Consider the following 25,553-nt stretch of genomic DNA (forward strand, 5'->3'; position numbering starts at 1 on the left):
CAAAACAAAAAAACGCCGCTTCATTTGTCGCGGCGTTTTTTGTTTGTACAGTCCACAGTATTTACCCCACAGATAATCTCGATTTATCGCTGTCAGTCAAATGATTCAGCAACTGTCTCAAACCTTGCGTCACACTGGTTTTTGCCACTAACCCTAATTCCTTTGTGGCGCGTGACGGACTCCCGGTAGACGTTCGAATATCACCACGTAGTGCCGGCATATGTTCAATGGCCACGCGTGAGCCCGTGATAGACATAAGGATTGTCGCTAATTGATTCACTGACATGGCCTCTCCGCGACAGACATTAAAAACGTCAGGAGACACAGACACATTTGTCATTGCCGCACGAAGGAACCGCACCACATCACCCACGTAAATAAAATCTCGCGTCTGTTCACCGTCACCAAAAATGGTGAGTGAATGCCCATCCAACACTTTGTCTGCAAAAATAGAAATGACACCGGAGTAAGGGGATTTGGGGTCTTGGCGCGGACCGAACACGTTGAAAAAGCGCATGCCCGTCGTCGGCACGCCGTGCACTAAAGATGCCACTCTTGCGTGCAATTCAGAGCCTAGTTTATCCGCCCCATAAGCTGTGAGCGGGCGAACTGTCGAACGCTCGGATAAGGGCAATTCTGCATTGTCGCCATAAACCGCAGCCGACGATGCATAAACAACTGGGGTCTTGGCCGCCCTGGCAGCATCAAACACGCGGATTGAACTCGTTAGATTGATATTGTGAGTCTCGATCCACTCTTGATTAGAACGTTGAACAGACGAGACCGCTGCCAAATGAAAACAGCCATCAACGCCTTCCATTGCATCATCGAGTACATCAGGAACAGAAATGTCGGCCACCCGCAATTCACAGTGGCGGGGTACATTGTCACGGGAACCCGTGGAAAGGTTGTCGACAACGCGAACGTGGTGACCATCTGCGAGGAGAGATTCGACCAAATGTGAACCAATAAAACCGCAACCGCCTGTAACTAGGTAACTTGCCATATCTGCCTCTGCAAAAAAAGAGTGAGCTGACTCGATCGATGCAAAGTGTTTGCCAAGTTACTTCATGCCCCATTATTTTTTATTGTCCAAAAGCATTTGGCCTAGGTTTTATGCCATACGCACTCAGATGCATTTAATTCTTAATGTTCATCGTTGGAAGACAAAAAACACGGAATCACCGTCTGTTGCTCACAAGGTTCACCCTTTGTTTGCTCAATCTGACTTGCGGTTTGAATGCCTACAAAACATGTTTTTCGCAAAATGACGCTCTCTTTTCATCAAAATGAGAATTTTCGGGTGCAGCTATACGCATCCATTGTGTATGTGACTGGCTTTTCGACATCAAAAGACCGCTAAGTCTTCTGAGAACAACGGCTGACCGATATTCACTCTCTCCATATGCCGAACTGGCATTAACTTTGCAATTTACATCGTTCTCGCGAGCCTTTTCGAATAAAGACCTTTTTGCTCGCGCTGACGGTAAACGTGGAGGGCGACATGAAAAAGAGAACAAATAACATATGGATCGTTTTAGACAGCCGCGGCTTTGGTGGCATTGAATCCCATGTTGAACAACTCGCGCTTGGCCTGAAAGCCGCCAACAATCAAGTCAGCATCGTGTTTCTTCAAAATTACGGCGAACACCCTCTTCAACGCAGACTCATGTTCTCAGGATTAGATTGCATCATGCTTGATGGACGCATTGCTTCTTTGTGGCAAGCGCTAAAAAAAGAAAAACCCGATGTGATTCATACCCACGGTTACAAAGCCGGCATTTTGGTGCGCCCTATCGCGCGATTAATGAAAGTACCTTGTGCCAGCACCTTTCACAGTGGTGAAAAGAAAGAAGGCAAACTCCAATGGTATGACTGGTTTGATCGTCATACGGCTTTCCTCGCTAACCATGTTTACGCCGTGAGCAGCCCAATACTGTCTACGTTACCGTGTTCTGCAAAATTGGCAGATAATTTCGTAGACACCAGCAAAATCACCCCATCTTTCGGTACAGAGATCGCGTTTGTAGGTCGACTCTGTAAAGAGAAAGCGCCAGATCGTTTTAGCGTGCTGTCAAAGCGCTTCCCACACCTCGACTTCCATGTTTACGGCGATGGACCATTACGATCAGAACTTGAACAAAAAGCCCCAGATAACCTTGAATTTCATGGTGTACAAAAAGAAATGCACGATGTGTGGCCACGTATTGGCTTGTTGGTGATCCCTTCACGCGCAGAAGGCCTTCCGATGGCAGCGCTTGAAGCCATGGCGCGCGGCATTCCAGTGGTCGCGTTTAATGTTGGCTCACTGGATCAACTCGTCAGGCCAAATGAAAACGGTTGGCTGGTAAAACAAGGGGATATGGAAGGCATGATCTCTGCCATTCAAGATTGGCGACAGTCAGATAGCGTACAAAAAGCGCAGTGGAGCAAAGAAGCCATCGCCACGGTCAAACAGCGCTTTTCAACGGAAGCCGTCGTACCAAAATTACTTGCGGATTATGCCACTTTCGCAAAATGACCAAATTCCTTTATCAGAATGACGAATTGGCGTCGCGCCGACTCTGTTTTCCTTACAGGCTCACGCGGCGTTTTTCTTTACATTCAACATGTTAGAAATATGGCCTACTCCTTGCAGACATTTTAGACATGACAGGGATGACCATTGGCAATGTCGTACAACAAGAAAGCCGATCGTCAATATGACTATCTCGCCACAGACACGTTAAGCACAGGATGTGACGAGCCACTGAGCTAACTGGAGGAAGAGAGTATGTATTCAACCACTCAAACTCTCTCAACATCGCGCAATGTCTTGTTTGTACATTACGGTGATAACTGGATTCGTGGAAGTGAACGCTGCTTACTTGATTTACTCACGCACATCGACAAGGACGCATTTACGCCAGTTTTATGGTGTAACAGTGAATTACTGGCTGATGAAGCGCGCAAGCTCAATATCGACGTGTACGTTAGCGAATTTCCGCTCCTGTTCGGCGAAACCACGCCGAAATGCAATTTCCGCGGCTACAGACAACTCATCAGTCAAGGCATCGAGATTGTCGATAACCACAATATCGACCTGCTCCACGCAAACAGCGGTGCACCAAGCCAATGGCTGAATGTTGTCTCTCGCGCTCGAAAGCTACCTCTGGTGTTACATCTTCATTCGCGTTACCCATTGCGAGACCGCATCACACTTGGGCTTCACCACGCCAGCATGGCGGTAGGCGTGAGCCAACCTGTGGTTGATCAATTGCTGAATGACGGTGGCAAAGAAGAACGCTGCCAAGTCATTCCAAATGGCATTGATACCGACGCCTTGCTTGCTCAGCCCGTTACCAACCTTCGCAGGAAACTGTCATTGCCAAGCGATGCATTCATCGCCGTTAGCATCTGTTCACTGATCACCCGCAAAGGTGTTGATTTGTTGATTGAAGCTTGCAAACAACTGCGTGAAATGTACCTTCCCATTCATTTGGTAGTGATTGGTGAAGGCGCAGAACGCCAAAACCTCGAAAACCAAATTCATGAAGCTGGCCTTGAAGATTACGTGCATTTGATTGGGGAACAACACAATGTGGTTGGCCTATTGCGCGGCGGGGCTGACATGGTCGTTTCTGGCGCACGAGAAGAAGTATTCGGACTGACACTCGCCGAGGCGGGCCTCAGCGGTTTGCCGGTTGTCGCGCCCAATGTGGGGGGCATTCCTAGCGTTGTGTCGCACCACGAAACAGGCATTTTGGTGCCAGAAGAAGATGCACATGCCATTGCGCAAGCCATGTTCCACCTTTACATCAACCAAGAACAACGTTTGTTGCTCGGTCAAAACGGCTACAAACGCGTGATGGAAAAATTCACGATTTCGTCTCATACCGCGAAGTTCGAAGCGCTTTACAACACCTTGCTAACCGACCCAGGCATGCCATTGAAATGGCACAGCCACTGGCAGATGCTTCCACCGATTCAAGCGTCATTGAAGTTTGTAAAAAATCGCAAAGCAACGGCACAACCTGCCAACGATCTTTTTGCGAAGGAGGCGCTATGAGCCGATTAACGCACATCGTTATCCTTGATCCCATTGCCTTTGCTGGCGGATCGAAAGTCTCTACCAAGCATGTGCTGAGTCAGCTTGAGAGCCAAGAAGCGCGCGTGACCATTCTCACCGCAGACAAGGAGACATGGGCATCATCACAAGCCTATGTCGCCAAGCTGCATATGCCTAAGCGTTTAGAAACAGCAGAACAAGGCTTAGGTTACTTTGCACGTCACATTCTGATCGCAATTCAACTGCTCTGGCTTCGTCTGTTCTTGGGACAAATACACACAGCGTTAGGCGCATCAGGCCCGGGGGTTGATCTGGGTCTGTATTTGGTAAAAGCGGTGCTTGGTTACCGTTTAATCCAAATGATTCACGGCCCAGTGGCGAAATCACGCACCATTGGTCGCTGTCTCGCCGCCGCCGACAGTGTGTTCTATCTCGACGCCACGCAAACCTCCTTATCCACGGCGTTGGAAGCAGCGGGACACTCGCCAGACATTGCTTCATACCCTCAGATTCAACCGTTTAAAAACGGCCTGCCTAAGCAGTCCTGGCCGAGCCAATGCCAGTATGACTATGCCGTCATGTTCTGGGCAGCATCGCTATTGAAATGGAAAGGCCTTGATACGTTCACGGCGGCGTTGAGCCAATTGAGCCCCGCTGAGCGTCCAGAATCACACGTCTGTTATATCCGTCCGAAACAAAACAATTTGCCCACCAGCGAAGCGCCACAAACCTTGAGCAAAGTCTTCTGGCACCATGCGCCGGACAACCTTGATGAGATCCGTGCCAGTGCAAACATCTTTGTTTCCACCAGCACCAAAGAGCCTTTTGGCCTGTCGATTCTCGAGGCAATGGCTGCTGGCATGTGTGTGATCATTCCCTCTGACGACGCCTTTTGGGATCGCCAGTTAACCGCCAATGAAAATTGCCTGAAGTATCAACCTGACGATGTAGACAGCCTGATTGAAGCAATCCAAACCGCGGAGCAAAACATGCGACAGGTCAAGAGAATGGGTCAAGCAGCCAGCAATATTGCTCTTCAATATCGCGCTGACCTTTGCTTCGCTGCGATCTGCGAAAGTCTGGTGAGTAAATCGCGCCACGTTATGCCAGAGCTGGTTTCAAAAGAGCAATAAAACAACACATACACGTAATGGCAAGGATGAAAACCATGACGCCAATGATGAAGCAAACACTGTTGTACGGAAGCAGCATTGCATTGATGAAAGGCATTTCTTTATTGATGCTGCCTTTCATCACCCATCATTTGCCACAAGCGGAATTCGGGAAACTCGAGATTGTCAGCAGTATTGCGGCCCTCGGCAGCATCTTGGTCGGATTGGGGTTGGAAGACGCTCTGTATCGCTTTGTCGGAGGGCAAAACGACGCTAACGAGCGCAAACGCATGGCCGCGCGTATTTTCACACTCACACTGATTGTTGGCGCATTTGTGGTGCCGGCTGGTTGGATGCTTGCAGCGTGGTTAGATGCGTACGTCCCGGGCGGTCTAAGCACGTATCAATTGCGGTTAGTGTTGCTGATGCTTGCTCTAGAAGGCTGCATTGCTGTTCCACTGGGCTGGTTACGAATGCAAAACCGCGCGACGGCCTTTTTCACGGTTGCCGTTGGGCGCGCGCTTTTCCATGCAGGGCTCACGGTGGTGATGTTGTTAATGGGACGCGGCATTGATGGCGTGCTTGAAGCTGGCGTGATTGCTGCCGTCATGCAAGCCATTATCCTTACTGCTCTGCAACTCAAAGACACAGGTTTTGGTTTCTCAAAAGATGTCGCCAAACAATCTCTTATTTATAGCCTGCCTATCATGGCGAGCGGCCTCATGGCTTTTTCTCTCAATGGTCTCGACCGTTGGGTATTGGCAGACGTCGCGTCGTTGGAAGATGTCGCGCAATTTGGCGTGGCGGCTAAGTTCGCCTTGGCGGTTGTACTGTTGCTGCAACCCTTTGGCATGTGGTGGATGCCAAAACGCTTCGATATTTTGTACGGTCAGAATGGCCGAGAAAACGCCACGCGTTTTACCAACTATGGACTTACGCTCGGCATGATCATCGCGGTTATCGTCGCCTTCTCCGCTCCCGTCGCAATTCAATTTCTATTGCCAGAAAGCTACATGATGGCGGCCCAATTCACGGCACTCTTGATTGCCGCTGCATTATTTAAAGAAATCGCAGAACTGATTAATTTGGGGAGCTATGCAGGTGAAACCTCTTACGCGCAACTCGCTATCAATGCCATATCTGCTGTTGTAGCCTTTGCGACTCTGTGGCTATGGGGCGCAGAATATGGTGTCTTCGGTATTTTGGCAGCACTCGCATTCACCCAAGGCTTACGCATGATAATGTTCTTCTGCGTCAGTCAGCACCTTTACTATTTGCCCTACCCTGTTTTCTCATTACTCGTGATGCTCACGTTTAGCCTTGTTTGGCTGTCGATCAGCCAATTTGAATGGTCATTGTTCACCCGTATTGTCTTAACGGCCTTGGCGCCGATGAGTGTATTCATGTTGGCGCACAAACTTGGCATCGTCCCTCCCCTTTCGTTACAGAGATTGCGAGGGCAAGTAGCATGAATCAAGGACTCACAAGCACCCTCACCGTATCAGTGAAAGTAATGCGCTGGGCTTCTACGCCCAGCGTTCAGCGTCTTGTGGTGGTCTTATTGCTCGGTATTTGTGTGTCTCTCGCCCTGCCGTTTTTCTCGGTGAACGCGCCCACCGTGTCGGAGTTCGATGCCATTCCCGCCATGTTGTGTTTAGGCCTAGGGCTGATTTTGCTCGTTCAAAGTCCCGCGATAACACCACGCACAGGCGACCATGTTGTTGCCACTGTTCTCGCGCTGTTGCTCGCCATTCCAAGCTTCCAAGGTGCGCTAATTGTGCTTTTCTTTGTTGGTCTTTGGATTGGGATCCGTGCTCTATCTTCTGTCCAAGCATCACATGAAAGCAGCCTAACCTCGACAAGACCCCTGGCTAACCAACATCTAACGATTAAAAACAGCGCACTCATCCTAATGGTATGTGCGCTTCAAGCGCTCACTGTGTTGTGCGCATTGAAATGGTTTACCGAGCCCGTGCTTGCACTGGATGCCAACATGGTCGCGTCAGTATTGCAGCTTGTCACAGGCACGGGCTATGCGGTCGGAAATGTTTACTTTGGCCCTTCAGACCATCAGGTATTGATGCTGAGAAACTGCTCCTCTCTGCCAGCCATGATAAGCGCCCTCACATGCTGGTTCGCCATTGCGCGCTGGCATCAAGTGGTGTTTTCGTTCCGTGAGGTGACCATTGTTGCATTACTGCTTGTCAGTGCCTTGTTACTCAACGTACTGCGGTTATTCAGCATGGGCCTTACGATGGAATGGCACACCTGGTGGCATTCACCCACTGGGGAGGATACGTATCTTTTCCTTTCCGCAGCACTCACGCTTTCAATCATTTTCTGGGGGATCCGTTATGCAAAAACGGAACACACTCATTGATTGGGTAAGCATGTCCCTTGCGGTGGCGATGGTTGCCAGTGGCGTCTATTTGCGGACAGATGCGGTGATCGCGTCAAACACACTAAATAGCGACGTATCCAATGCTGCATATAGCCATCAAGGTCAGCAGAGATACAACCAAAGCCTCTATCAGGAAGGGTCGGCAGAAAAACAACTGGTGCGGTTTTTCCGATCTCAAGGCTTGTTCGACATGAAATCGGTGCACTTTACGCAAGATGCTGGCATTAAGGGTCTTCAAGTGTCCGTACCAAGCTGTGAAGGCTATCTCGCCATGTTGGTGATGCCTGATGGCGACGAATTTGCCGGGCTATGGCAAACACTGGCGGAAAAAAGCCAGTACCGCACACAATTTTTGTTCGATGGGACGCTTTACAACGAGTTCCCTCGCACCGTGTTCTGGCTCAAGACAACGCTGCATGCTGTTGCTCGAAAAGTTGGCGCACACACCGTGTTCTACCCGGGTCCAGCCCTTGCTATCGCGCACCCTGAACGATGCGCAAGAGCAGACCAACTTCCGTTCAACCACATCGCGCTCAAAGGGGGTATCCTATGAAGCACGCGATAAATACACTACTAGGAACGATCGCAATACTCGCTGCATCGACCGCACATGCGTTAGATGCCAATTCACCCGACATTGTAAACAACCCTGTCGACGAATCATTGATGAACCTTGCTGATACTGTGCTTCCAGAAGCGAGAGCTGTAAATACCGAGTTTCTTAACACGGATTACAGCCCTTACCTCTCGATGAACCAAGAAGGTAATGTATACGTCAGCTTTCTTGATGAAGGCGCAGGGTACAGAAACAGCCTCGGTTACTTCACGTTTGATGACAATACCTTTAGCGGTCTGAGCAAGAGCTCGATAGACACTGACAGCTCAGGGGTTGTGTCACTCGCGGAACTCGGCGCAGTGGAAGGCGTGGACTACGGATTTTTGTATTCCAACCTTTCGAAATCTGGCAGCGGCGGTAGTCTGAACGTGGGTGACACGGTACAAGTAACAGATTCCACCATCGCGGCAGGAAAGAACGTGAGCTTTTTCCTCTCGCAAAATGCTTACACCAACGGCGATACCGTGTCTGATGGCGTATTGACAGGTGCTGACCAAACTTTCTATGGCCTAGATTTCCTCAATCCCGAGGCCGATCTTACCTATGAATTGGACAGTGCAAGCCCGTCGTCTCGTCACGTTGCTATGTTGTTTGCAGACAGCAACGAAGAACAAGTCATCATGGGCTTTGAAGACCTTAATCGTGTGAACCCCAGTTCTAACGATTGGGGGATTCGATCTGATGAAGACTTCAATGACGCAATTTTCATGGTCTACAGTGACCCAGCAGATGCATTTGGTGGGTCAAACATAGCAACAGCGCCTATGCCCCCAATGGCACAAAGCCTTGTTGGACTCATGATGTTTGCAGGCTTGATCGTGATGGCTAGACGTAAGTCTGCGCCATCTAATGAGCCCATGCTGGCAGCATAACCCGCTACCGCAGTCAGGGTACGATCCGCCACCGACAGTTTTGATGGCTCGGATTTTTTGAAGCGTGTTTTTTTGAAGCATCATGCTTTGAGGCGCGGCGTCTAAGAATCCGACTGTCGAAACGAAAGGTGGCGAGCTAACTTCGCCTTTCATTGCCGCAATAGTAGGCAATTTTGCAAATTTAAAAAGACACATCATCTCCTTGTGTCTGATTTCGTCTTTTTGACAATCAGAATGAGAAAATGCCATGCACTAAATCATCGAGCACGTTTAACGTTATGATTTTTATTTAATTTAAAGTTGGCCTACTTTGTGCTTTTCCTTTATTCAACGAACAATCTAACGTTCGAACGAATAATAAAAAGGAGAAGTTTATGTGTTGGGTGTTTGCTGCAGTATCTGAATCTTCAATACCCTCGACGTCAATCTTCAGCTTTTGCTTACATGGCGGCCACCTTAGCCGGTCTTGTCACTTCTCCCTATCAGTGGCTGAGGAGTGATCGCCATGAACATGCAATCAACACGTCAGTGGATAAAACACAGCCCAAACCCCGTCGCTCGTGGTCTGTTCACCGTGCTAAAAGCCATGATGCAAATGAGCGTACCCGCACCAAAATTGATTTCTGCACCCTTGTATTTTTTCACTAAAACTATCATGAGCTTATGGGCAAATTTTACCCGCACGTTTTGTTGGACGCCCACCTTCAAGGGCCGAGCGCGGAGCGTGGGTAAAGGGTTCTATCTATACGGTGGAATGCCCTTCGTGAGCGGCCCAGTCACGTTAGATTTCGGCAACCAGTGCCGCGTTTCCGGCCAAACCACGTTTTCAGGCCGAACGGTGGGTAGCGTAACACCGTCACTGACCGTTGGAAGCAATGTAGACATCGGCTGGCAAACCACGATTGCGGTGGGTACCAAAGTGGTGATTAGCGACAACGTACGCATTGCAGGACGCGCATTTTTAGCCGGATACCCAGGCCATCCAATAAATGCAGAAGATCGTGCTGCCGGCTTACCCGAACTAGATAGCCAAGTCGGCGACATCATATTAGAGCGTGATGTCTGGCTCGCCACGGGGGTTTCCGTGATGGCTGGCGTTACCATTGGCGAAGGCACCATTGTTGCCGCAGGAAGTGTTGTTACCTCAGATTTACCGCCATTTGTTGTTGCCGGAGGTGTGCCTGCAAAAGTACTTCGTCCACTCACCGCTGAGGAGATGAAAAAATGAACAGAGATTTGATCGTTTTCGGCGAAGACTGGGGCGGGTTGCCATCCAGTACACAGCACCTCATTCGTCTTCTTGCATTGCAACGCAAAGTGATTTGGGTAAATTCCATTGGTTTACGTCAGCCTCGTCTCTCGCTGAACGACATGAGACGCGCATGGAAAAAATTGACGGCAAAGAAAGTCGGCAGTGCCGCAGCCATATCAATTGAAACGCCTGACAACATCACGATAGTGAACCCAACTACATTGCCGGCTCCACGTACAGAATTTAGCCGCAAACTTGCCGCCAATTGGTTGAAGAAGCAGCTGCTTCCAATCATCAAAAAACATAACCTGCATGACCCTATCTTGTGGACGTCACTGCCAACCGCAGTGGACGTCGCAGACAAACTTGGCGCTGAATCACTGGTGTATTACTGCGGTGATGATTTCTCTTCCCTTGCAGGTGTCGATCACGACACCGTGTCAGAGCGCGAAAAAGAACTCATCAACAAAGCTGATCTGATCCTCGCCTCTAGCGAGACCTTGGTGCATCGCTTTCCTGAGCAGCGCACACAATTCCTGCCACATGGTGTTGATTACTCATTATTTTCCACGCCTGCGCCACGTGCTGACGATATGCCTTACACCCGACGTCCCATTGCTGGGTTTTATGGCTCATTGTCTGAATGGCTTGACTATGATTTGTTAGATGCCGTGATTTCTGCGTTGCCCGAATGGGACTTTGTGTTCATCGGTCAGGCATGTGAACGCGCTCAAGCACTCAGCAAACACAGCAAACACAGCAAACACAGCAACGTGAGATTACTTGGCCCGCGCCCACATCACCTGTTGCCATGCTACAGCCAACACTGGACAGCGAGTTTGCTGCCATTTGCTGACAATGCGCAAATCCATGCCTGTAACCCGTTAAAGCTTCGCGAATATTTGGCCACAGGCACGCCGGTTGTAAGTACGCCGTTTCCGGCTTTATCGAGCTACTCGGCATACGTGTCAGTGGTCACGACGGACAAAGAGATGATTCGAGCCTTAGAAGAAGCGCAATTCCAGCTAAGAAATGAGCAGCAACAGGCCGCAGTGAAGCCTCACACTTGGGAGGCTCGCGCAGAAGAACTTGAGAGATGGTTGGACGCGCTATGAACACGCTAACGTACAAATTTCTGATTCTGCTTGATGGGGCATGGCGACGTCGTTACGTCATCATGATGCCCATTATCATTTTGCCGCTCATGGGCACTGCTATTGGGTTAATGAGTCCGAAAAAGTACAACTCTCACACCAGCATGTTGATTCAAGAAACCTCAAAGATGAACCCGTTTCTTGAAGACTTAGCGGTTTCCGCAAAAATGAAAGAGCGCTTTAGTGGACTTCAAACCTTGCTCCACAGCCGACACATTCTTGGCAAGGTGGCGATTGAACAAGAGCTGATTACAGAAGATTCTGACCCGGCACTTGTCGATGAAACCATTGCGACCTTATCCGGCGGCTTGTCGATGACCACCATAGGCAAAGACGTTATCCGCATCGATTACCGCGCGGGCAACCCCGATGGCATGAAAGAAACACTGGAAATCGTGAGTCAACATGTCATCGAAGAGCTGCTCGCACCAGAGCGTTCTTCAATGAAAGATTCCAGCTTCTTCCTCTCCGAGCACATCAAGTTTCGCCGCCAAGAACTCGATAAAGCCGAAGCTGCCCTGACAGAATTTAAAACCGAACACTCTGACGGCTTGCCGGCATTGCAGCTCGCAAACCTTTCACGCATTGAAGCACTCAAGCAGCGGCTTTCCGAAAAAGAAGCGGAGATGGCGGGTGCGCAACGCGGCTTGGGTGGGCTCGATCAACAGCTATCAAGCACCAACCCCGTCATCGGAAAGATTGAAGACCAAATCGTTAAAATTCGCAGTGAACTCGCGCTATTGAAAGCACGCTACACCGACCAACACAGTCTGGTTCAAGGGGCAACACGAAGCCTTCGTCGCTTGGAAGAACAACGCACCCAACTTTTATCGAACACTTCTGAAACCGTGGATGCAAGCCAGCTCTGGGATATCGCCAGTAGCGCAAACATGGAAACCGACGGCGATTCTCAACCTCTCCTGATCTCCCAACTAGAAAACCTGCAGCTCGCCCGCAGCAAAGTAGAGATGCTGGAAGAAGAGACATCAAGTCTTCGCTCAATGATCACCGAGCTTGAAATCAAAACCAGCAAATCAGGGGAAAAAGAACAGCAAATCAAAAAACTCGAACGCGACCTCGAAGTGAAGCGCGATCTTTTCCATGAGCTCCTAGAACGCTACGAAATGGCACGTTTAACCAGCTCACTGGGTGTGTTCGAACAGGACAAACGTATCAAGATCATTGACCGCCCCTACTCTCCCGGCGTGCCGAGTAATCTTCCTTTCTTTGTTTTCACCATTGCAGGCATGGTGGGTGGCGTTTTCCTTGGTTGTGGTATGGCTGTGTTGCTGGAGTTGACCGATACCTCCGTTCGCCGCATCGCCATGTTAGAAGAAATCACCGGCGCACCGGTGCTAACCCGTATTCCTGAATTGAGCGACGATATTATTCCCCCCAAAGAAGGGAGTAAATTAATTGCGGGTGAAGCCAAAGTCATTGAATCAAAGTAACGAATAGCGTGTCAGACGACACGCTTGCAAAGCCAACACACTCAGTCAACAAGGAAGGTTCTCTGGTATGAAAGCTTGGTTATTGTATTTATTGGCGATAATTGCTGCACCTGTTAGTGCAGAACTTCGCATCGAAAAATCATCATTGCACACGGTGTCAGAAACCAGTTTGCTCATCATCAAGGGCATGAATCTCTCAGACAGTGAGGTCATTTTGGTGATCCGAGCTGATGATACCGTGAACCCCGGCTATGCAGACCGTGCCAATATCGAACGTGTGCTAACCAAAGGCGAGTTTGAACTCCAAGTACCTTTCGCCAGCATGCGCACCCCCGGAGGTCGACAACTCAACCTCAATGCCCTCGAAAAAATCATTATCTTCCCTGGCGAGAAAAAACGTGGTTTTGCGTTGATGTCTGCCAACGTGGAAACGCCTAAACCATTGGGTGAGAACGTGTATGCATGGGATCTTGGCCCTGTCGGCAGTGCCATTTGGCCAGGATTCCAACCGCTCACGATTAAGTCTGGGCTTTTATCGGGGCAAGGGTTAAACCCCATTGACCGCAGCGCCCGCATGCAAGCTGCAGACAGCTTAACCATTGACGGTATTCGTGGCATTGATACTGCAGCGTTGCCGCTGCCAGCAGGGAAATGGCAAATCACCTTCTGGCTACGTGATGCAGGGGAATGGGAATATTTACCCCACCCTTTACAGCGAGAAATCCGCGTAAATGGAAACACTGTGTATCGCCAGAACCGTTCACCGAGAGAATGGATTGAGCAGGTTTATCTCAAACGACGCGACATTGCCGTTACCCCCAACAGCAACAGTTGGGATCTTTACGGCAAACGAGAAAGTGACCGCGTCACGTTTAATGTCACCAGCAATGGCGAACCTGTCATCATTAGGCTTTATGGCGACTCCACTGACGCGCAATTTGTGAGCGGCATTCTGGCCGTTCCTGCTGACAATCCGATGATTTTGGACATGCTCACGCGACAACGACAAGCTTGGTGGGAGAAGAACTGGCCTGTTTCAGATTGGAAAGCTTGGCCAACAGGCAGTGCGCATTTAAAGCCAACCCAAAAAGACACAAGCAATAACACTGGCAGCATCGTGAACGCAGCACCTGATACATCAGCATTGATTGAATTTAACTTCGAACAGGGCAACGTTCCCGGCGCGCCAATGGTGATGATCAGTAAACCCACGCTCGGCGAAACGGCGTTGAATGTCAGTTGGCATTGGAGCCAATGGAGCTTAACCCGCACACACCTTTCGTCGACATTACTCAATGCCAACGATAGTTTCTTACGCCACGGGCTCATGCCCATTAATGAAGGCGTCGCCATGCCACGCAAACTGGTATTGCGTATCGATGTACCCAAAGGCACGCCTGCGGGCAAATACTCTGGTGAACTGCACGTCATGATGCAGGGTAAATCCCTTAAACAGCCGTTAACCGTCAGTGTGATAAAGGCGTCGCTGCCCGCATTAAGCAAACCAGTGGGCATTTATCTCGAAAAGCCCGTGCATTATGGCTGGTTCAAAGACATCGCGCATTTAGGTGATCAGGCCATGATGTGTGACCTCTCCTATCTGCGCACCCTTGGATTAACAGGCATTTCCCCACCCTTTCCTACTCCTTATAACGAAGATGAACAACTGGCGTTTGAAAAGCTGTCTGTCTCGCTGAATAAAATGGGATATACCGCATCCATGGCCTACACCCCCGCTAAACGCCTTAGCCAAGCCATCGGCACGGGAAATGCCGCCAATGTGGTGGCGCAGCTTGAATCCTCGTATAAAAAGCGCTTACAGCCTTCGCCCTTTTGGTCGATTGCCGATGAACCCAGCAACCCTGGCAATGTTGATTTGTTTGAAGACATGCAACGGCATTTCGCCATGTTTGCCCCCACCGCCAAACTGGCAGGTCACCTTAATCACGATAAAGATAAGGCCTACCTTCCTATGTTTGATTTGGTGCTGATCAACGATGGCTTTGGTGCCGACAAGGAGGACATTGAAGAGGCTCAAGCAGACGAAAGAGAAGTCTGGTTATACAACCTTCCAAACCCCCGTGCATCGTCAGGTTTTTATCTCTGGCAAACCCAAGCAGATGGCTTTTTGAAATGGCATGGACGCATGCCAACGGCAGACCCTTTTGACCCAACAGATGGCAGAGAGTTTGATGTGCAGTTCTTATACCCCACAGAGAACCCGTGCCCCGAAGAGCCGGATATTCACCGTGATCTCTATGAAATCATGGAAGGTATCGTCGATTACCGTTGGATGCTTTGGCTAGAACAGAAGGCACAAACCGACAAACAAGCCAGCGCGTTACTTTCGACACTACAACGCACCATTCCTGATGAGTGGGAAGATGTGCCAGGCATTACCCCGCAGCAACTGAACACATGGCGGCAACAAATTACTGAATTAGCACGCTAACACTGACGAATTTCTCATACCGATTCTCATAATAAAAAATTCGAGCAGCCTGATGCAGTGTGAATTATTGAGTCATTGAATAATAAGGATTTTACAACATATTTTTTCTGGCACACCTCATGCATTAGTCGCTTTAAGTGTCTAAATGTAAAAAACTGAGGCAACCATGAAAACAATCATTCAAGTCGTACAGCATTTAAGACCCGGCGGACTGGAAGTAATAGCGCTCGAATTTATGCGTTTTTCCAGCCACGGAAAACGCATGAAGATTGTTAGCTTGGAAGGCGATAAAGAATCAGCGATTAAAGCTTGGCCCCGCCTTGAAGCATGCAAAGACCAACTGATTTTTCTTAACAAGCCAGAAGGTTTTTCATTGACGCTGATTCAGCAATTGAAGCTTTTGCTGATCGAGTTGGATGCAGACGTGGTTCACACTCATCATATTGGCCCTTACTTCTACGCAGGCATAGCATCACGCCTTGCTGGCATTTCACTGATTCACACCGAACATGATGCTTGGCACTACAGCAATAAGCGCCATCAATTGCTTCAAAAAATCGTACGTCTTGTCGCGAACCCCACCTTGGTCGCAGATGCTGATGTCGTCGCTAAAGCTCTGAACACCATGCCAGGCATGGCAGGTGTTCAAGTCATTAAAAACGGCATTGATGTCGATAAATACTCGCCTGGCAATAAGCAGTTTGCGCGTAAATTTTTCAACCTTCCGAAAGATGTAAAACTGATTGGTGCTAGTGGCCGCCTGGAAGATGTAAAAGGTCACCGAGTATTGATTGAAGCGATGGCAACCTTGCCAGAAAACACGCACTTGACCATTGCAGGGATCGGTACGCTAGAAAACGAACTTCGTGAATTAGCAAAATCGCTCAATGTAGAAGAACGCGTCCATTTTCTTGGGTATGTCGATGACATGCCGCGTTTTTACCAAGCACTCGATTTGTTTTGCTTACCTTCATTCAATGAAGGCTTCCCGCTGGCTCCTCTTGAAGCACAAGCCTGCGGTATTCCCGCCGCTGTCACCAATGTCGGTGGGGCTGTCGAAACGCTATGTCCTCAAACAGGTGTGATTTTGAAAGCAGGCGACGCGAAAGACATGGCGGAAAAAATGCTTCCTTTCCTTTATGAGCGCCTCATCGCTAGCCCTCGTGAATTTGTCACAAACAGCGCCGACATACGTACTATGGCAAGTGCTTACGACGCATTGGCTGAGGGGAAATCGCTATGAGTACATGGATTGTATGGCTTACAGCCATCAGTACGTTTTTGGTGCTTTACCATCACCTCGGCTACCCCCTCTTGCTAAAAGTGCTGGTGCGCTGTATTCCTTCATCGCTGTCATCAACACCGATGACGCGTGGTTACAACAGTTCAAAAGCCGATGACGCGTTACCTACTGTGGCGATTCTGATGCCGGCATTTAATGAAGCACAATGGATCGCAGACAAAATTCGTAATCTCGCGACCTTAGATTATCCAAACAACAAATTGCGCATCGTACTCGCGTGTGACGGTTGCTCAGATGACACCGCCAACATTGCTCGCGAAGCGTTAAACGAAACCGCGTGTCAGCACTTGGATTTGACGGTCATCGAATATGCAGTGAATGAAGGGAAAGTGGCGGTCATCAATAAATCGATGGCGCTGATCGACGAAGACATTGTGGCAATGAGCGATATCTCGTCCCTCATTTCGATTGATGCATTATTGATTGCCGCCATGCACTTCGCTGACCCTAAAATTGGTGTCGTAAACAGCCGCTATCACCTGCTTGAACCTACCGAAGGCGAGAAGAAATACTGGGATTACCAGTCCACGCTTCAGCATCGTGAAGCCAAAATGGGCGCAACCTTAGGCGCACATGGCGCACTCTACTTAATGCGTCGCGAGCTGTTCACCCCCCTCGCTGCAGATACGATCAATGATGATTTTGTGCTGCCAATGAGCATTGTTGCACAAGGCTATCGCGGCACAGTCGATGACACGATCTGCGCTGTCGAGCTTGAGCCCACAAATGCAGACCAAGATTTCAAACGCCGTCTTCGCATTGGAGCCGGTAACTACCAACAAATGGTACGCTTGGCGGCCTTGCTAAACCCAAAATATCGCGGTGTAGCATTCACCTTTGCATCAGGCAAAGCACTGCGCGTGGTGATGCCTTTCCTTATGCTCATCGCGCTGATTGGCTGGCTGTGGTTGGCACAATTTCACGTATTCTTTTTGATGGGTGCAGCCGCTCAGGTTGCCGTTTACGCACTCGTCGCGTTTATCAAATTCCTGAAGATCACCCTAAAGAATCCAATGCTTGCGACACTTTGCTATCTGGTGTCAGGCCACACCGCCAACATGATTGGCACACTTCGGTATATTGTCGGTCTTGAATCGGGCCGCTGGCAGCGCGTTTAACCGAATCTGAATCTATTGAGGGTAAAACTATGACGACGCAAGTGGCAAAGCCAGAAAGCAGCATCGCATCATTTTTATCTAACACGCGAAGAAGAATGAATATGGTGACTATGAATAACCACAGTGATATTGACCCAATCACGGCAAGGTCTAAGCGTGTGTTTGATGTTGTTCTCACTCTGATTGGCCTTACATTAACGCTCCCTCTGTTTCCTTTGATTGCAATTGCGATCAAACTCGACAGCCCGGGACCCGTGTTTTTCCGCCAAATGCGTATTGGCCGTTCAACACCAGAACTCAGTCTGATTTTCCACATGGTGAAATTCCGCACCATGCGCACTGATGCGGAAAGCAAAACTGGCGCAACGTGGGCGACGGATGGCGATCCCCGCATTACCCGTGTTGGTCGCTTTTTGCGTAAAACCCGTTTGGATGAAATTCCACAGTTCTTCAATGTATTGGTAGGTGACATGTCATTGATTGGCCCTCGCCCAGAGCGCCCAGGGTTTTATCAAAAACTTGAAACAGCTATCCCGTACTTTGCAGAACGCACCTACGGGGTAACACCCGGCATCACGGGTCTTGCTCAAGTCAACCAAGGTTACGATACGTGCATTGCAGATGTGCGTTCTAAAGTGGGCTTCGACCACTCTTACGCGCTGTCTCTCACGTCGCTAAAAACATGGTTTAAGATGGACTGCTATATCATGTTTAAAACCATCTGGGTGATGTTAACAGGCCGAGGTCAGTGAGCTAGAAACTAGAAGCTAGAAGCTAGAAGCTAGAAGCTAGAAGCTAGAAGCTAGAAGCTAGAAGCTAGAAGCTAGAAAAGAATAGCAAAATCGCTCCAATAAAAAGGGCTGCGAATATCGCAGCCCTTTTAAGGAAATGATGTGTCTTTGCTTAATCGCCGCTTATAGCGATATAAACAAGCCAGCCAATGCTGCACTCATTAAGTTAGCTAACGTTGCAGCACCAACAGCTCGGAAACCCAGCGTAGCCACATCATGACGGCGCTCAGGTGCCATTGCACCGATGGAGCCTAGCTGAATCGCAATCGAACCAATGTTGGCAAAGCCACACAAAGCAAAGGTCACAATCACTTGGCTGTGTGACGAAATCACTGATTTAACGCTTTCGAAATCAAGGAATGCAACGAATTCGTTCATGATGGTTTTCTGACCAATCAACGAACCCACTGTCAGCACTTCACTCATTGGAATACCAATCACCAGTGCCAAGGGTGCAAACAAGAAGCCGAAAATACTTTGCAATGTAACGCCTTCGTAGCCAAACCAGTTGCCCACGATTTCAAAGCCTGCGTTGATCATAGCAATCACACTGATGAACGCCACTAGCATGGCACCCACGGCAACCGCCACTTTTACGCCGTTCATCGCACCGGATGCCAATGCATCAATCGCGTTAGCATCTTCACTTTTTTCAAGTTGAAAGTCAGATTGATCAATAGTTTGTTGGCGTTCTGGCACTAACATTTTCGCCATTAATAAGCCACCTGGTGCCGCCATAAAGCTGGCTGCAATCAAGTGCTTAAGCTCAACGCCCATCGCCGCGTAACCACCAAGCACAGAACCAGCTACTGACGCCATGCCGCCAACCATCACAGCGAACAATTCTGAGCGCGTCATGGTTTTTAAGAATGGGCGAACCACCAGCGACGCTTCACTCATCGACAGGAAGATGTTACCCGTGGCGGCGACAGACTCAATTTTGCTGGTGCCCAATAAGCGGTGAATACCGCCGCCCAATACATTGATCAACCATTGCATGATGCCAAGGTAGTAAAGCAGTGAGACTAACGCAGAGATGAAGATGATGAGAGGAAGAACACGGATTGCGAAGATGAAATCGCCACTGGCGAGGCTACCAAAAACAAAACCGATGCCTTGGTCCGCAAAAGAAAGGACGGAAGAAACGCCGTTGCTAAGTGCACCCAGAGCGGTTTGCCCAAAAGGAATATATAAAACGAGAGCAGCAAAACCGGCTTGAAGGCCGAATGCACCGAGAACGGTGCGCCATTTGATATCGCGACGACTTTCTGACAATAAGCACGCGCACGCTAGGAGAGCCAATATACCGGCCAAACTGAAGATGATTTGCATTATGTTACCTTGCTTTAGTATCTGGATTTAGGCGGGCGCTCAAATCCACACGCGTGCGAAGACAACACTACTGGCAGGAATGCAAAGTGGTGTGCTTTACCATCACGGTGAATAATAAGGCCCGTAAATGCTCACAGTTACGCTGGGCCCAGTTCCGTGGGGCAAGTATCCATTTTGCAGCCGATTGAAAGCTGGCTGAATCTACTTTTCGTTCATGAAAAGTAGCCTCTCTAACCGGGCGCGGAGTGTATCCAAATCATATTTGCCCTGACAAGCTCTTATTTGCGCAACAAGACGGTCAAATATCCTTCTCTTCCTCACGGTTTCTTTTAAAAACAACCCGTTAAACCGCGGAAGTTAATTTTATCTCATGAAAGTTGCAGAAGAGTTTGACCCGTCCCGCAAACAATCTTGCGATTAAAGGCACAATACCCACCGTCTTGATCGGTGGTTAAGCAGTGCGCATAATCAGAAACACCGATTAAGCCGTACCCTCACTTTCTATTCATCCACTGCATGATATCAAGGAAGAACCATGTCGTTATTTTCCGGCTCCGCGCTGTTTCTCGCCCTGCTTTTATCCGTCATTATTCCTGGGCCTAGCGTGATGGCGGTGGTTTCGCGGTCGCTTTCCTTTGGCATGAAACAAGGTTTATTGGTTGCTTTCGGCGTGGTTGTGGCTGATTACATTTTCATCTGTTTGGCGCTTTCTGGCTTGTCAGCTGTTGCAACTGCCATGGGCGAGTTTTCTATTTTTCTCAAATACGCAGGCGCGGTTTACTTGATTTGGCTGGCTTACAAAAGTTGGACATCACCAACGACAAATAGCGAACTCACCACTCAAAAAGCGTCGAAAGCCAGAGGGTCTTCCAGCTTTATCATGGGCTTGGTGATCACGCTTTCTAACCCGAAAGCTATTTTGTTTTACATGGGCTTCTTCCCTGCCTTCATTAATGTGCAAACCCTGTCAGCGTCGGGGATTTTGGGCGTTTTGATTCTTTCAACTGTGGCCGTCGGCGGTGTTTTGAGTGGCTATGCGATCCTTGGTGACAAAGCCACCCGCGTTTTCAATGGGCAAAAAGCCAAAGCACGCATCAACAAAGTCTCCGGCGGTATTCTAGCGACTTGTGGTGTTGTATTGGCAATAAAGGCTTAAGGCTTACCCCCTCCTTTCGGTGCGTTTCAAACATGTGCGTTTGGCGCTCACCGATTCCGCAAGTTTCGTATATTTGATCCCCCCTTCTTTTTCACAACCTGCATGTTAAAAATATGTTGCCGATGCACGTTTTTGAAAAACAAACTGTGGAAGACTCATCTTGGTTAAGCAAACTTTTGAGGGTCACCCAATGGAACAACAAGGCGTAGCGAAATCCATTCAAATCATAGGCGTGCCGTTAGACCTCGGGGCATCACGAAGAGGAACCGATGGTGGTCCTTCTGCTGTGCGTATTGCAGGTTTAGGTGAACAACTTAAAAAGATGGGGTATCGCATATCTCAGGAAGTTGATGTCACGGTTCCATCAATGGAATCCAGACCGACAGAAACAGGCAGCACCATGCGATTTAGAAGTGAAATTTTGCAGGTATGTCGTGATTTGGCATTGGTTACTCGAGATGCCCTTACCAAGGGGCATGTTCCTTTGATTGTTGGTGGTGATCACTCCATTGCCATGGGGTCAATTTCTGGCATTGCTGACTACTACCAACAACAAAACCAGAACATTGGGTTAGTTTGGTTTGACGCCCATGCAGACATGAATATTCCCGGTATTTCCCCATCAGGAAATGTTCACGGTATGCCGCTTTCACACTTGATGGGTTATGGCGATAAAGATTTCACCGGCATTTTGAGTGCAAACCCTAAGATAAAACCAGAAAACGTGGCATTAGTCGGTGTCAGAGATATTGATGATAAAGAAAAAGAACTGATTCGAGAGTCAGGCGTCCATCTGTTTAGCATGCGCGACATCGATGAAATGGGCATGAACAAAGTCAGCGATGAAATCATCAACATCGTGACGAAAGATACCGTGGGCTTTCATGTCAGTTTCGATGTTGATGGTTGCGATCCTGAAGTCATCCCTGGCTCTGGCACATTGGTTCCAGGTGGTGTGACCTACCGAGAGGCGCACCTGTTGTTAGAGAAATGCGCCGAAACAAATCTGATAACATCACTCGACTTGGTTGAGCTGAATCCGTTCTTGGACAAAGGAAACATCTCAGCAGAACGTGCCGTCTCGTTGATACTCAGTGCGTTCGGGCAAAGTGTCATTTAGGCAGATTTGTGCAGGGACAGACGCTAATAAAGTATCGTCCAACAACAGTGTAGCGTCTGTCTCTGCAGATCCTTACTTCATGGTCACATGTGATTTTTAAATTCATTCCCGTTAATGAGCAATATCAAAAAGCCAAACGCAGTTACTAGCAATCCAACATGCGAGAGATAAACAAACCGCTTTCGCACTGACCCAGCGCTTCCTAAAATCGTTGCTGTAAGAAGATAGATCAGTGAAACCATGCTCAATATCGACAGTAAAAGCATGATAAAAAACAGAGGCCTGTCATCAACCAATAGCACCAGTGACAACAATAAAAGAAAACCCACGATCAGCCCATCCGTTTAAAAACACAGGGTCGATAAGAACATGAAAATATATAAATTCCGCGCTTACTTATCATGAAAACACGACATGGTATGCGATTGCACGCGAAAGCCATGACGCTCATAGAGCTTTTTCGCGGCGGGATTGAATGCCATGACTTCAAGTCTTGTTTCCACCGCACCTTGCCCTTCCGACCATTCGCGGCATGCTTTTAACAATGCACCACCAATGCCTTTTGACCGATGTGCTTCATCCACAACCACGGTATTGATGCGGCAAATAGGCTCAAAGCTCATGAAAGACACGGTTTCATTGATATCGATTTTAGCTGTAATAAAACCGACCACTTTATCGTGTTCAACGGCTACAGCGAACCAACGGTGATCATCATTCAATACCCGATGAAGAAACGCTTTGTCTTTCTCCGAGGGCGCATTAAACACTCTCGGTGCTTGCTCAAAATGAAACTGACTGATTTGACGGTGTAGCTCGGTTAAGCGTTCTAAATCGCTTTCTTGTGCGGTTCTGATTTCTAGCATTCTCTCACCACGTTGAACTTCCTTTATCATAAGGTGCTTTATACGTTCTAACATGCTCCGCACCTCTTTTAAAAGTGTGTTCGAAAACGAAAAAGCCGAGCATTGTCAGCTCGGCTTTATAAAAAAATACTCAGCGTGAAACGAATTACTTCGTCATGATCACTTCAGCTTGGCGTTCTTCTGGCTTGTCCATGCCCGTTTCCCAGAACCAGTACGTAATGTTACCCGGACAGTTTAGGCTAACCACTTTGTGGTTATTAAAACGGTCAATTGCATGAATGGTCACGCCTTCGGTGTAGCCGTCTTTGAGGTAATCCAGATCTTTGATGGCTTCATAAACTGCGTCATCAAGGCTCATGCCCATTTTCATGTAAAGCACGACAGCGTGAGAGGTTGAACAACGGATTGCCATTTCCCCTGTGTGTGTACACGCACACGCACCGTAGCGGCTATCCGCGTATGAGCCTGCGCCAATGATTGGGCTATCGCCTAAACGACCTGGGTATTTCCATGCCCAACCGGATGTAGACGTGGCAACGCTGATTTTCTTGTTGATATCGCTGCTCAAAAATACCGTGGTATCACGCACGCGCTCTGGATCGGTCGCGTTGTTTGATAACGGCGCCAAAGGCACGTTCGGGAAGGCTGCTTGTTCTTCTGGTGTCATCGCTTGTTCAAGCTTTTCCCACCAAACTTGCTTGGAATCTTCAATCAGGTTATTCCCCGCGACAGCACCAATTTCTTTGACAAAAATTGCTGCGCCTTCACCGACAAGGATCTCGTGGTTGAGGTCTGTCATGACGCGGTGTGCAACGTCCACTGGGTGCATGAAGCCTTTTAGTGCGCCTACCGCGCCCGTGCGTAGGCTATCACCATCCATGACTGAGCCATCAAGCTCCATTTCACCCAACACATTTGGCCAACCGCCGTAACCCACAGTACGTACACGCGGGTCTAGCTCAACCAATTTAATGCCTTCAATCAACGAGGTTAAACCGTCTTCACCCTCTTGTAGTCGGCGTGCCGACTCTTCAATACCTGGGTAAGCTTCTGAGTTTGCTAATAAGATCATGGTGTTTCCTCGTTATTTATTCTTTTGTTCTGTAGAGACAAGGTGTTGGCACAGCTCGGTTAACAGCAATGCGCCGTAACCTGACGCCGCTTTGCCATAAATTTTGCGATGGTTCATGCCCAGTGACATGGCGGCAGAATCAATGTGAATCCATTTTTGTTCTGGCGAGACAAAGTGACGCAGGAATGTTGCTGCCACACATGCGCTGCCATCTGGCTCTTCACTGCCATGACGCAAATCTGCAAAATCACTTTTCAGCGATGCTTCAAACAAATCGTGGCCCGTTGGCATTGCCCAAAGTGGCTCAGAACATGCCAGACCCGCTTCTTGTGCGCTTGTCATTAAGCTTTCGTCGTTACCCATCAACGATGCATAGGCTTTGCCCAACGAAATGCCTGTTGCGCCTGTCAGGGTAGCAATGTCGATCAGGTAATCTGGGTTGTAAGTTTGCTGTGCATAGTGGAGCACATCCGCCAATACCATTCGGCCTTCGGCATCTGTGGTGATGATTTCAACGCTTTTGCCCGACGCCATGGTGACAACATCACCCGGCTTCACCGCGCTGCCTGACGGCATGTTTTCCACCAAACCACACAGGCCGATAACGCGTACTGGCACGCTCAGGTTTGCAATGGCATTCATTGCCCCTGTGACTGCTGCTGCACCGCCCATGTCAACTTTCATGGTGCTCATGAAACGCGGCTGCTTAATGCTGATACCGCCGGAATCGAAGGTCACGCCTTTACCCACCAAGACGATTGTTTTCTCAGCGTGCTCTGGGTGGTAATCCATGCACAACAAACGCGCTTCACGATCACTGCCCTGTGCGATGCCCATCAAGCCGCCAAAGCCAAGATCCAACATGGCTTTGTCATCAAGGTACGACAATGCAATCTTGTCGATGGCCAACTCTTGCACCGCTTGAACAAAGGAAACGGGATAAATCACATTACCCGGCTTGTTCATCAATTCACGGGAGATCAACTGGCTCTTTGCAAGGATTTGGCCTTGTTCAAACGCTGTGTTTAGCGACGCTTGGTCACTGTTCAGCTCAAACTGGCTGATGACAGGTTGAAGCGTCGGGCTCTCAGTGTGCTTGTAGCTGTATGTCGACAGCGCCATGCCGAAAGACACCCACTTCACCCATGCTTCGACAGCAAACAATGACGCTGCTTCTGCGTCGATGTGAAGTTGCAAGGTTTGCGCTTTTTTAAAGGTCGATGCCAGCATGAAGCCGATGTCTTGTGCATCTGCCACGCTATAAGTGTTCTTGCTGATTTCGCCGTTAAAGCCTTCTACATCTTGGTTAAGCTCAAGTGATTTGCCCTCGCCCATTTTGATGTGAAGTGTTCTTACCGAGTCGCAGTTTTCTGCGTCAATGCGGGTAAATTCAATCTGTAGCATCGTTGTCCTTTTCTCCTCATCTCGTGATGAGTG

Annotated in this window: 21 protein-coding genes; 16 read left to right on the forward strand and 5 right to left on the reverse strand. The window is 48.9% G+C overall.

Annotated elements, in window-relative coordinates:
• Positions 1-61: 61 nt before the first annotated feature.
• The gene (locus tag BM082_RS05975) at positions 62-1,006 is read right to left on the reverse strand and encodes an NAD-dependent epimerase/dehydratase family protein (RefSeq protein WP_017012953.1); all 945 of its coding nucleotides are present in this window, start codon (positions 1,004-1,006) and stop codon (positions 62-64) included.
• Positions 1,007-1,504: 498 nt separating this feature from the next.
• Here BM082_RS05975 and BM082_RS05980 point away from each other — a divergent pair, with 498 nt between their 5' ends.
• The 14 genes from BM082_RS05980 (at position 1,505) to BM082_RS06045 (ending at position 18,531) form a co-directional block, all read left to right on the forward strand.
• Positions 1,505-2,521 carry a glycosyltransferase family 4 protein gene (locus tag BM082_RS05980; protein ID WP_017012952.1) on the forward strand — a complete coding sequence of 339 codons (1,017 nt, stop codon included), beginning with the start codon at positions 1,505-1,507 and terminating at the stop codon, positions 2,519-2,521.
• Between the two features lie 252 nt (positions 2,522-2,773).
• Positions 2,774-4,048, forward strand: coding sequence for a glycosyltransferase family 4 protein (locus BM082_RS05985; protein ID WP_074925800.1), 1,275 nt, complete (start codon positions 2,774-2,776; stop codon positions 4,046-4,048).
• Positions 4,045-5,181 carry a glycosyltransferase family 4 protein gene (locus BM082_RS05990; protein WP_074925803.1) on the forward strand — a complete coding sequence of 379 codons (1,137 nt, stop codon included), beginning with the start codon at positions 4,045-4,047 and terminating at the stop codon, positions 5,179-5,181. The genes BM082_RS05985 and BM082_RS05990 overlap by 4 nt, the downstream gene beginning before the upstream one ends.
• 35 nt (positions 5,182-5,216) lie before the next feature.
• Positions 5,217-6,632, forward strand: coding sequence for a lipopolysaccharide biosynthesis protein (locus BM082_RS05995; protein WP_083417912.1), 1,416 nt, complete (start codon positions 5,217-5,219; stop codon positions 6,630-6,632).
• A complete protein-coding gene (locus BM082_RS06000) occupies positions 6,629-7,540 on the forward strand; it encodes a hypothetical protein (protein ID WP_074925811.1) in 912 nt (303 codons plus the stop codon). Before BM082_RS05995 ends, BM082_RS06000 begins: the two co-directional genes overlap by 4 nt.
• Positions 7,515-8,114, forward strand: a complete 600-nt coding sequence (locus BM082_RS06005) for a hypothetical protein (protein ID WP_074925814.1) — start codon at positions 7,515-7,517, stop codon at positions 8,112-8,114. Before BM082_RS06000 ends, BM082_RS06005 begins: the two co-directional genes overlap by 26 nt.
• A complete protein-coding gene (locus BM082_RS06010; RefSeq protein ID WP_074925817.1) occupies positions 8,111-9,049 on the forward strand; it encodes a DUF4114 domain-containing protein in 939 nt (312 codons plus the stop codon). The genes BM082_RS06005 and BM082_RS06010 overlap by 4 nt, the downstream gene beginning before the upstream one ends.
• 505 nt (positions 9,050-9,554) lie before the next feature.
• Complete coding sequence (locus BM082_RS06015) at positions 9,555-10,277, forward strand: acyltransferase (RefSeq protein ID WP_017016156.1); 723 nt, start codon at positions 9,555-9,557, stop codon at positions 10,275-10,277.
• Positions 10,274-11,416, forward strand: a complete 1,143-nt coding sequence (locus BM082_RS06020; RefSeq protein ID WP_074925821.1) for a glycosyltransferase — start codon at positions 10,274-10,276, stop codon at positions 11,414-11,416. The genes BM082_RS06015 and BM082_RS06020 overlap by 4 nt, the downstream gene beginning before the upstream one ends.
• The gene (locus BM082_RS06025; protein ID WP_017012947.1) at positions 11,413-12,906 is read left to right on the forward strand and encodes a GumC family protein; all 1,494 of its coding nucleotides are present in this window, start codon (positions 11,413-11,415) and stop codon (positions 12,904-12,906) included. Before BM082_RS06020 ends, BM082_RS06025 begins: the two co-directional genes overlap by 4 nt.
• Before the next feature lie 67 nt (positions 12,907-12,973).
• The gene (locus BM082_RS06030; protein WP_017016154.1) at positions 12,974-15,358 is read left to right on the forward strand and encodes a hypothetical protein; all 2,385 of its coding nucleotides are present in this window, start codon (positions 12,974-12,976) and stop codon (positions 15,356-15,358) included.
• A gap of 166 nt (positions 15,359-15,524) precedes the next feature.
• Entirely contained in the window at positions 15,525-16,601 is a 1,077-nt protein-coding gene (locus BM082_RS06035) for a glycosyltransferase (protein ID WP_026024675.1), read from the forward strand.
• Positions 16,598-17,779 carry a glycosyltransferase family 2 protein gene (locus BM082_RS06040; RefSeq protein ID WP_017016153.1) on the forward strand — a complete coding sequence of 394 codons (1,182 nt, stop codon included), beginning with the start codon at positions 16,598-16,600 and terminating at the stop codon, positions 17,777-17,779. Before BM082_RS06035 ends, BM082_RS06040 begins: the two co-directional genes overlap by 4 nt.
• 110 nt (positions 17,780-17,889) lie before the next feature.
• Positions 17,890-18,531, forward strand: coding sequence for a sugar transferase (locus BM082_RS06045; protein ID WP_371734849.1), 642 nt, complete (start codon positions 17,890-17,892; stop codon positions 18,529-18,531).
• Positions 18,532-18,693: 162 nt separating this feature from the next.
• On the opposite strand, the gene BM082_RS06050 is transcribed toward BM082_RS06045, so the two are convergent.
• Positions 18,694-19,902: a NupC/NupG family nucleoside CNT transporter gene (locus BM082_RS06050; protein WP_074925825.1), complete on the reverse strand. Its 1,209-nt coding sequence runs from the start codon at positions 19,900-19,902 to the stop codon at positions 18,694-18,696.
• 535 nt (positions 19,903-20,437) lie between these two features.
• Between BM082_RS06050 and BM082_RS06055 the strand changes: the two genes are divergently transcribed.
• On the forward strand, positions 20,438-21,058 hold the full coding sequence (locus BM082_RS06055; protein WP_017016180.1) for a LysE family translocator: 621 nt from the start codon (positions 20,438-20,440) through the stop codon (positions 21,056-21,058).
• Positions 21,059-21,248: 190 nt separating this feature from the next.
• Positions 21,249-22,178: an arginase gene (gene rocF / locus BM082_RS06060; protein ID WP_017016181.1), complete on the forward strand. Its 930-nt coding sequence runs from the start codon at positions 21,249-21,251 to the stop codon at positions 22,176-22,178.
• A 392-nt stretch (positions 22,179-22,570) separates the two neighbouring features.
• Here the strand turns inward: rocF and BM082_RS06065 are convergent, their stop codons facing one another.
• From BM082_RS06065 to BM082_RS06075, 3 genes are all read right to left on the reverse strand, one after another.
• A complete protein-coding gene (locus BM082_RS06065) occupies positions 22,571-23,098 on the reverse strand; it encodes a GNAT family N-acetyltransferase (RefSeq protein WP_241810416.1) in 528 nt (175 codons plus the stop codon).
• Positions 23,099-23,189: 91 nt separating this feature from the next.
• Entirely contained in the window at positions 23,190-24,116 is a 927-nt protein-coding gene (locus BM082_RS06070; RefSeq protein WP_074925829.1) for a glycosylasparaginase, read from the reverse strand.
• A 12-nt stretch (positions 24,117-24,128) separates the two neighbouring features.
• The gene (locus BM082_RS06075) at positions 24,129-25,520 is read right to left on the reverse strand and encodes a M17 family metallopeptidase (protein ID WP_074925834.1); all 1,392 of its coding nucleotides are present in this window, start codon (positions 25,518-25,520) and stop codon (positions 24,129-24,131) included.
• Between the last annotated feature and the right edge of the window lie 33 nt (positions 25,521-25,553).

The organism is Enterovibrio norvegicus DSM 15893 (assembly GCF_900115495.1).
Lineage (GTDB): Bacteria > Pseudomonadota > Gammaproteobacteria > Enterobacterales > Vibrionaceae > Enterovibrio > Enterovibrio norvegicus.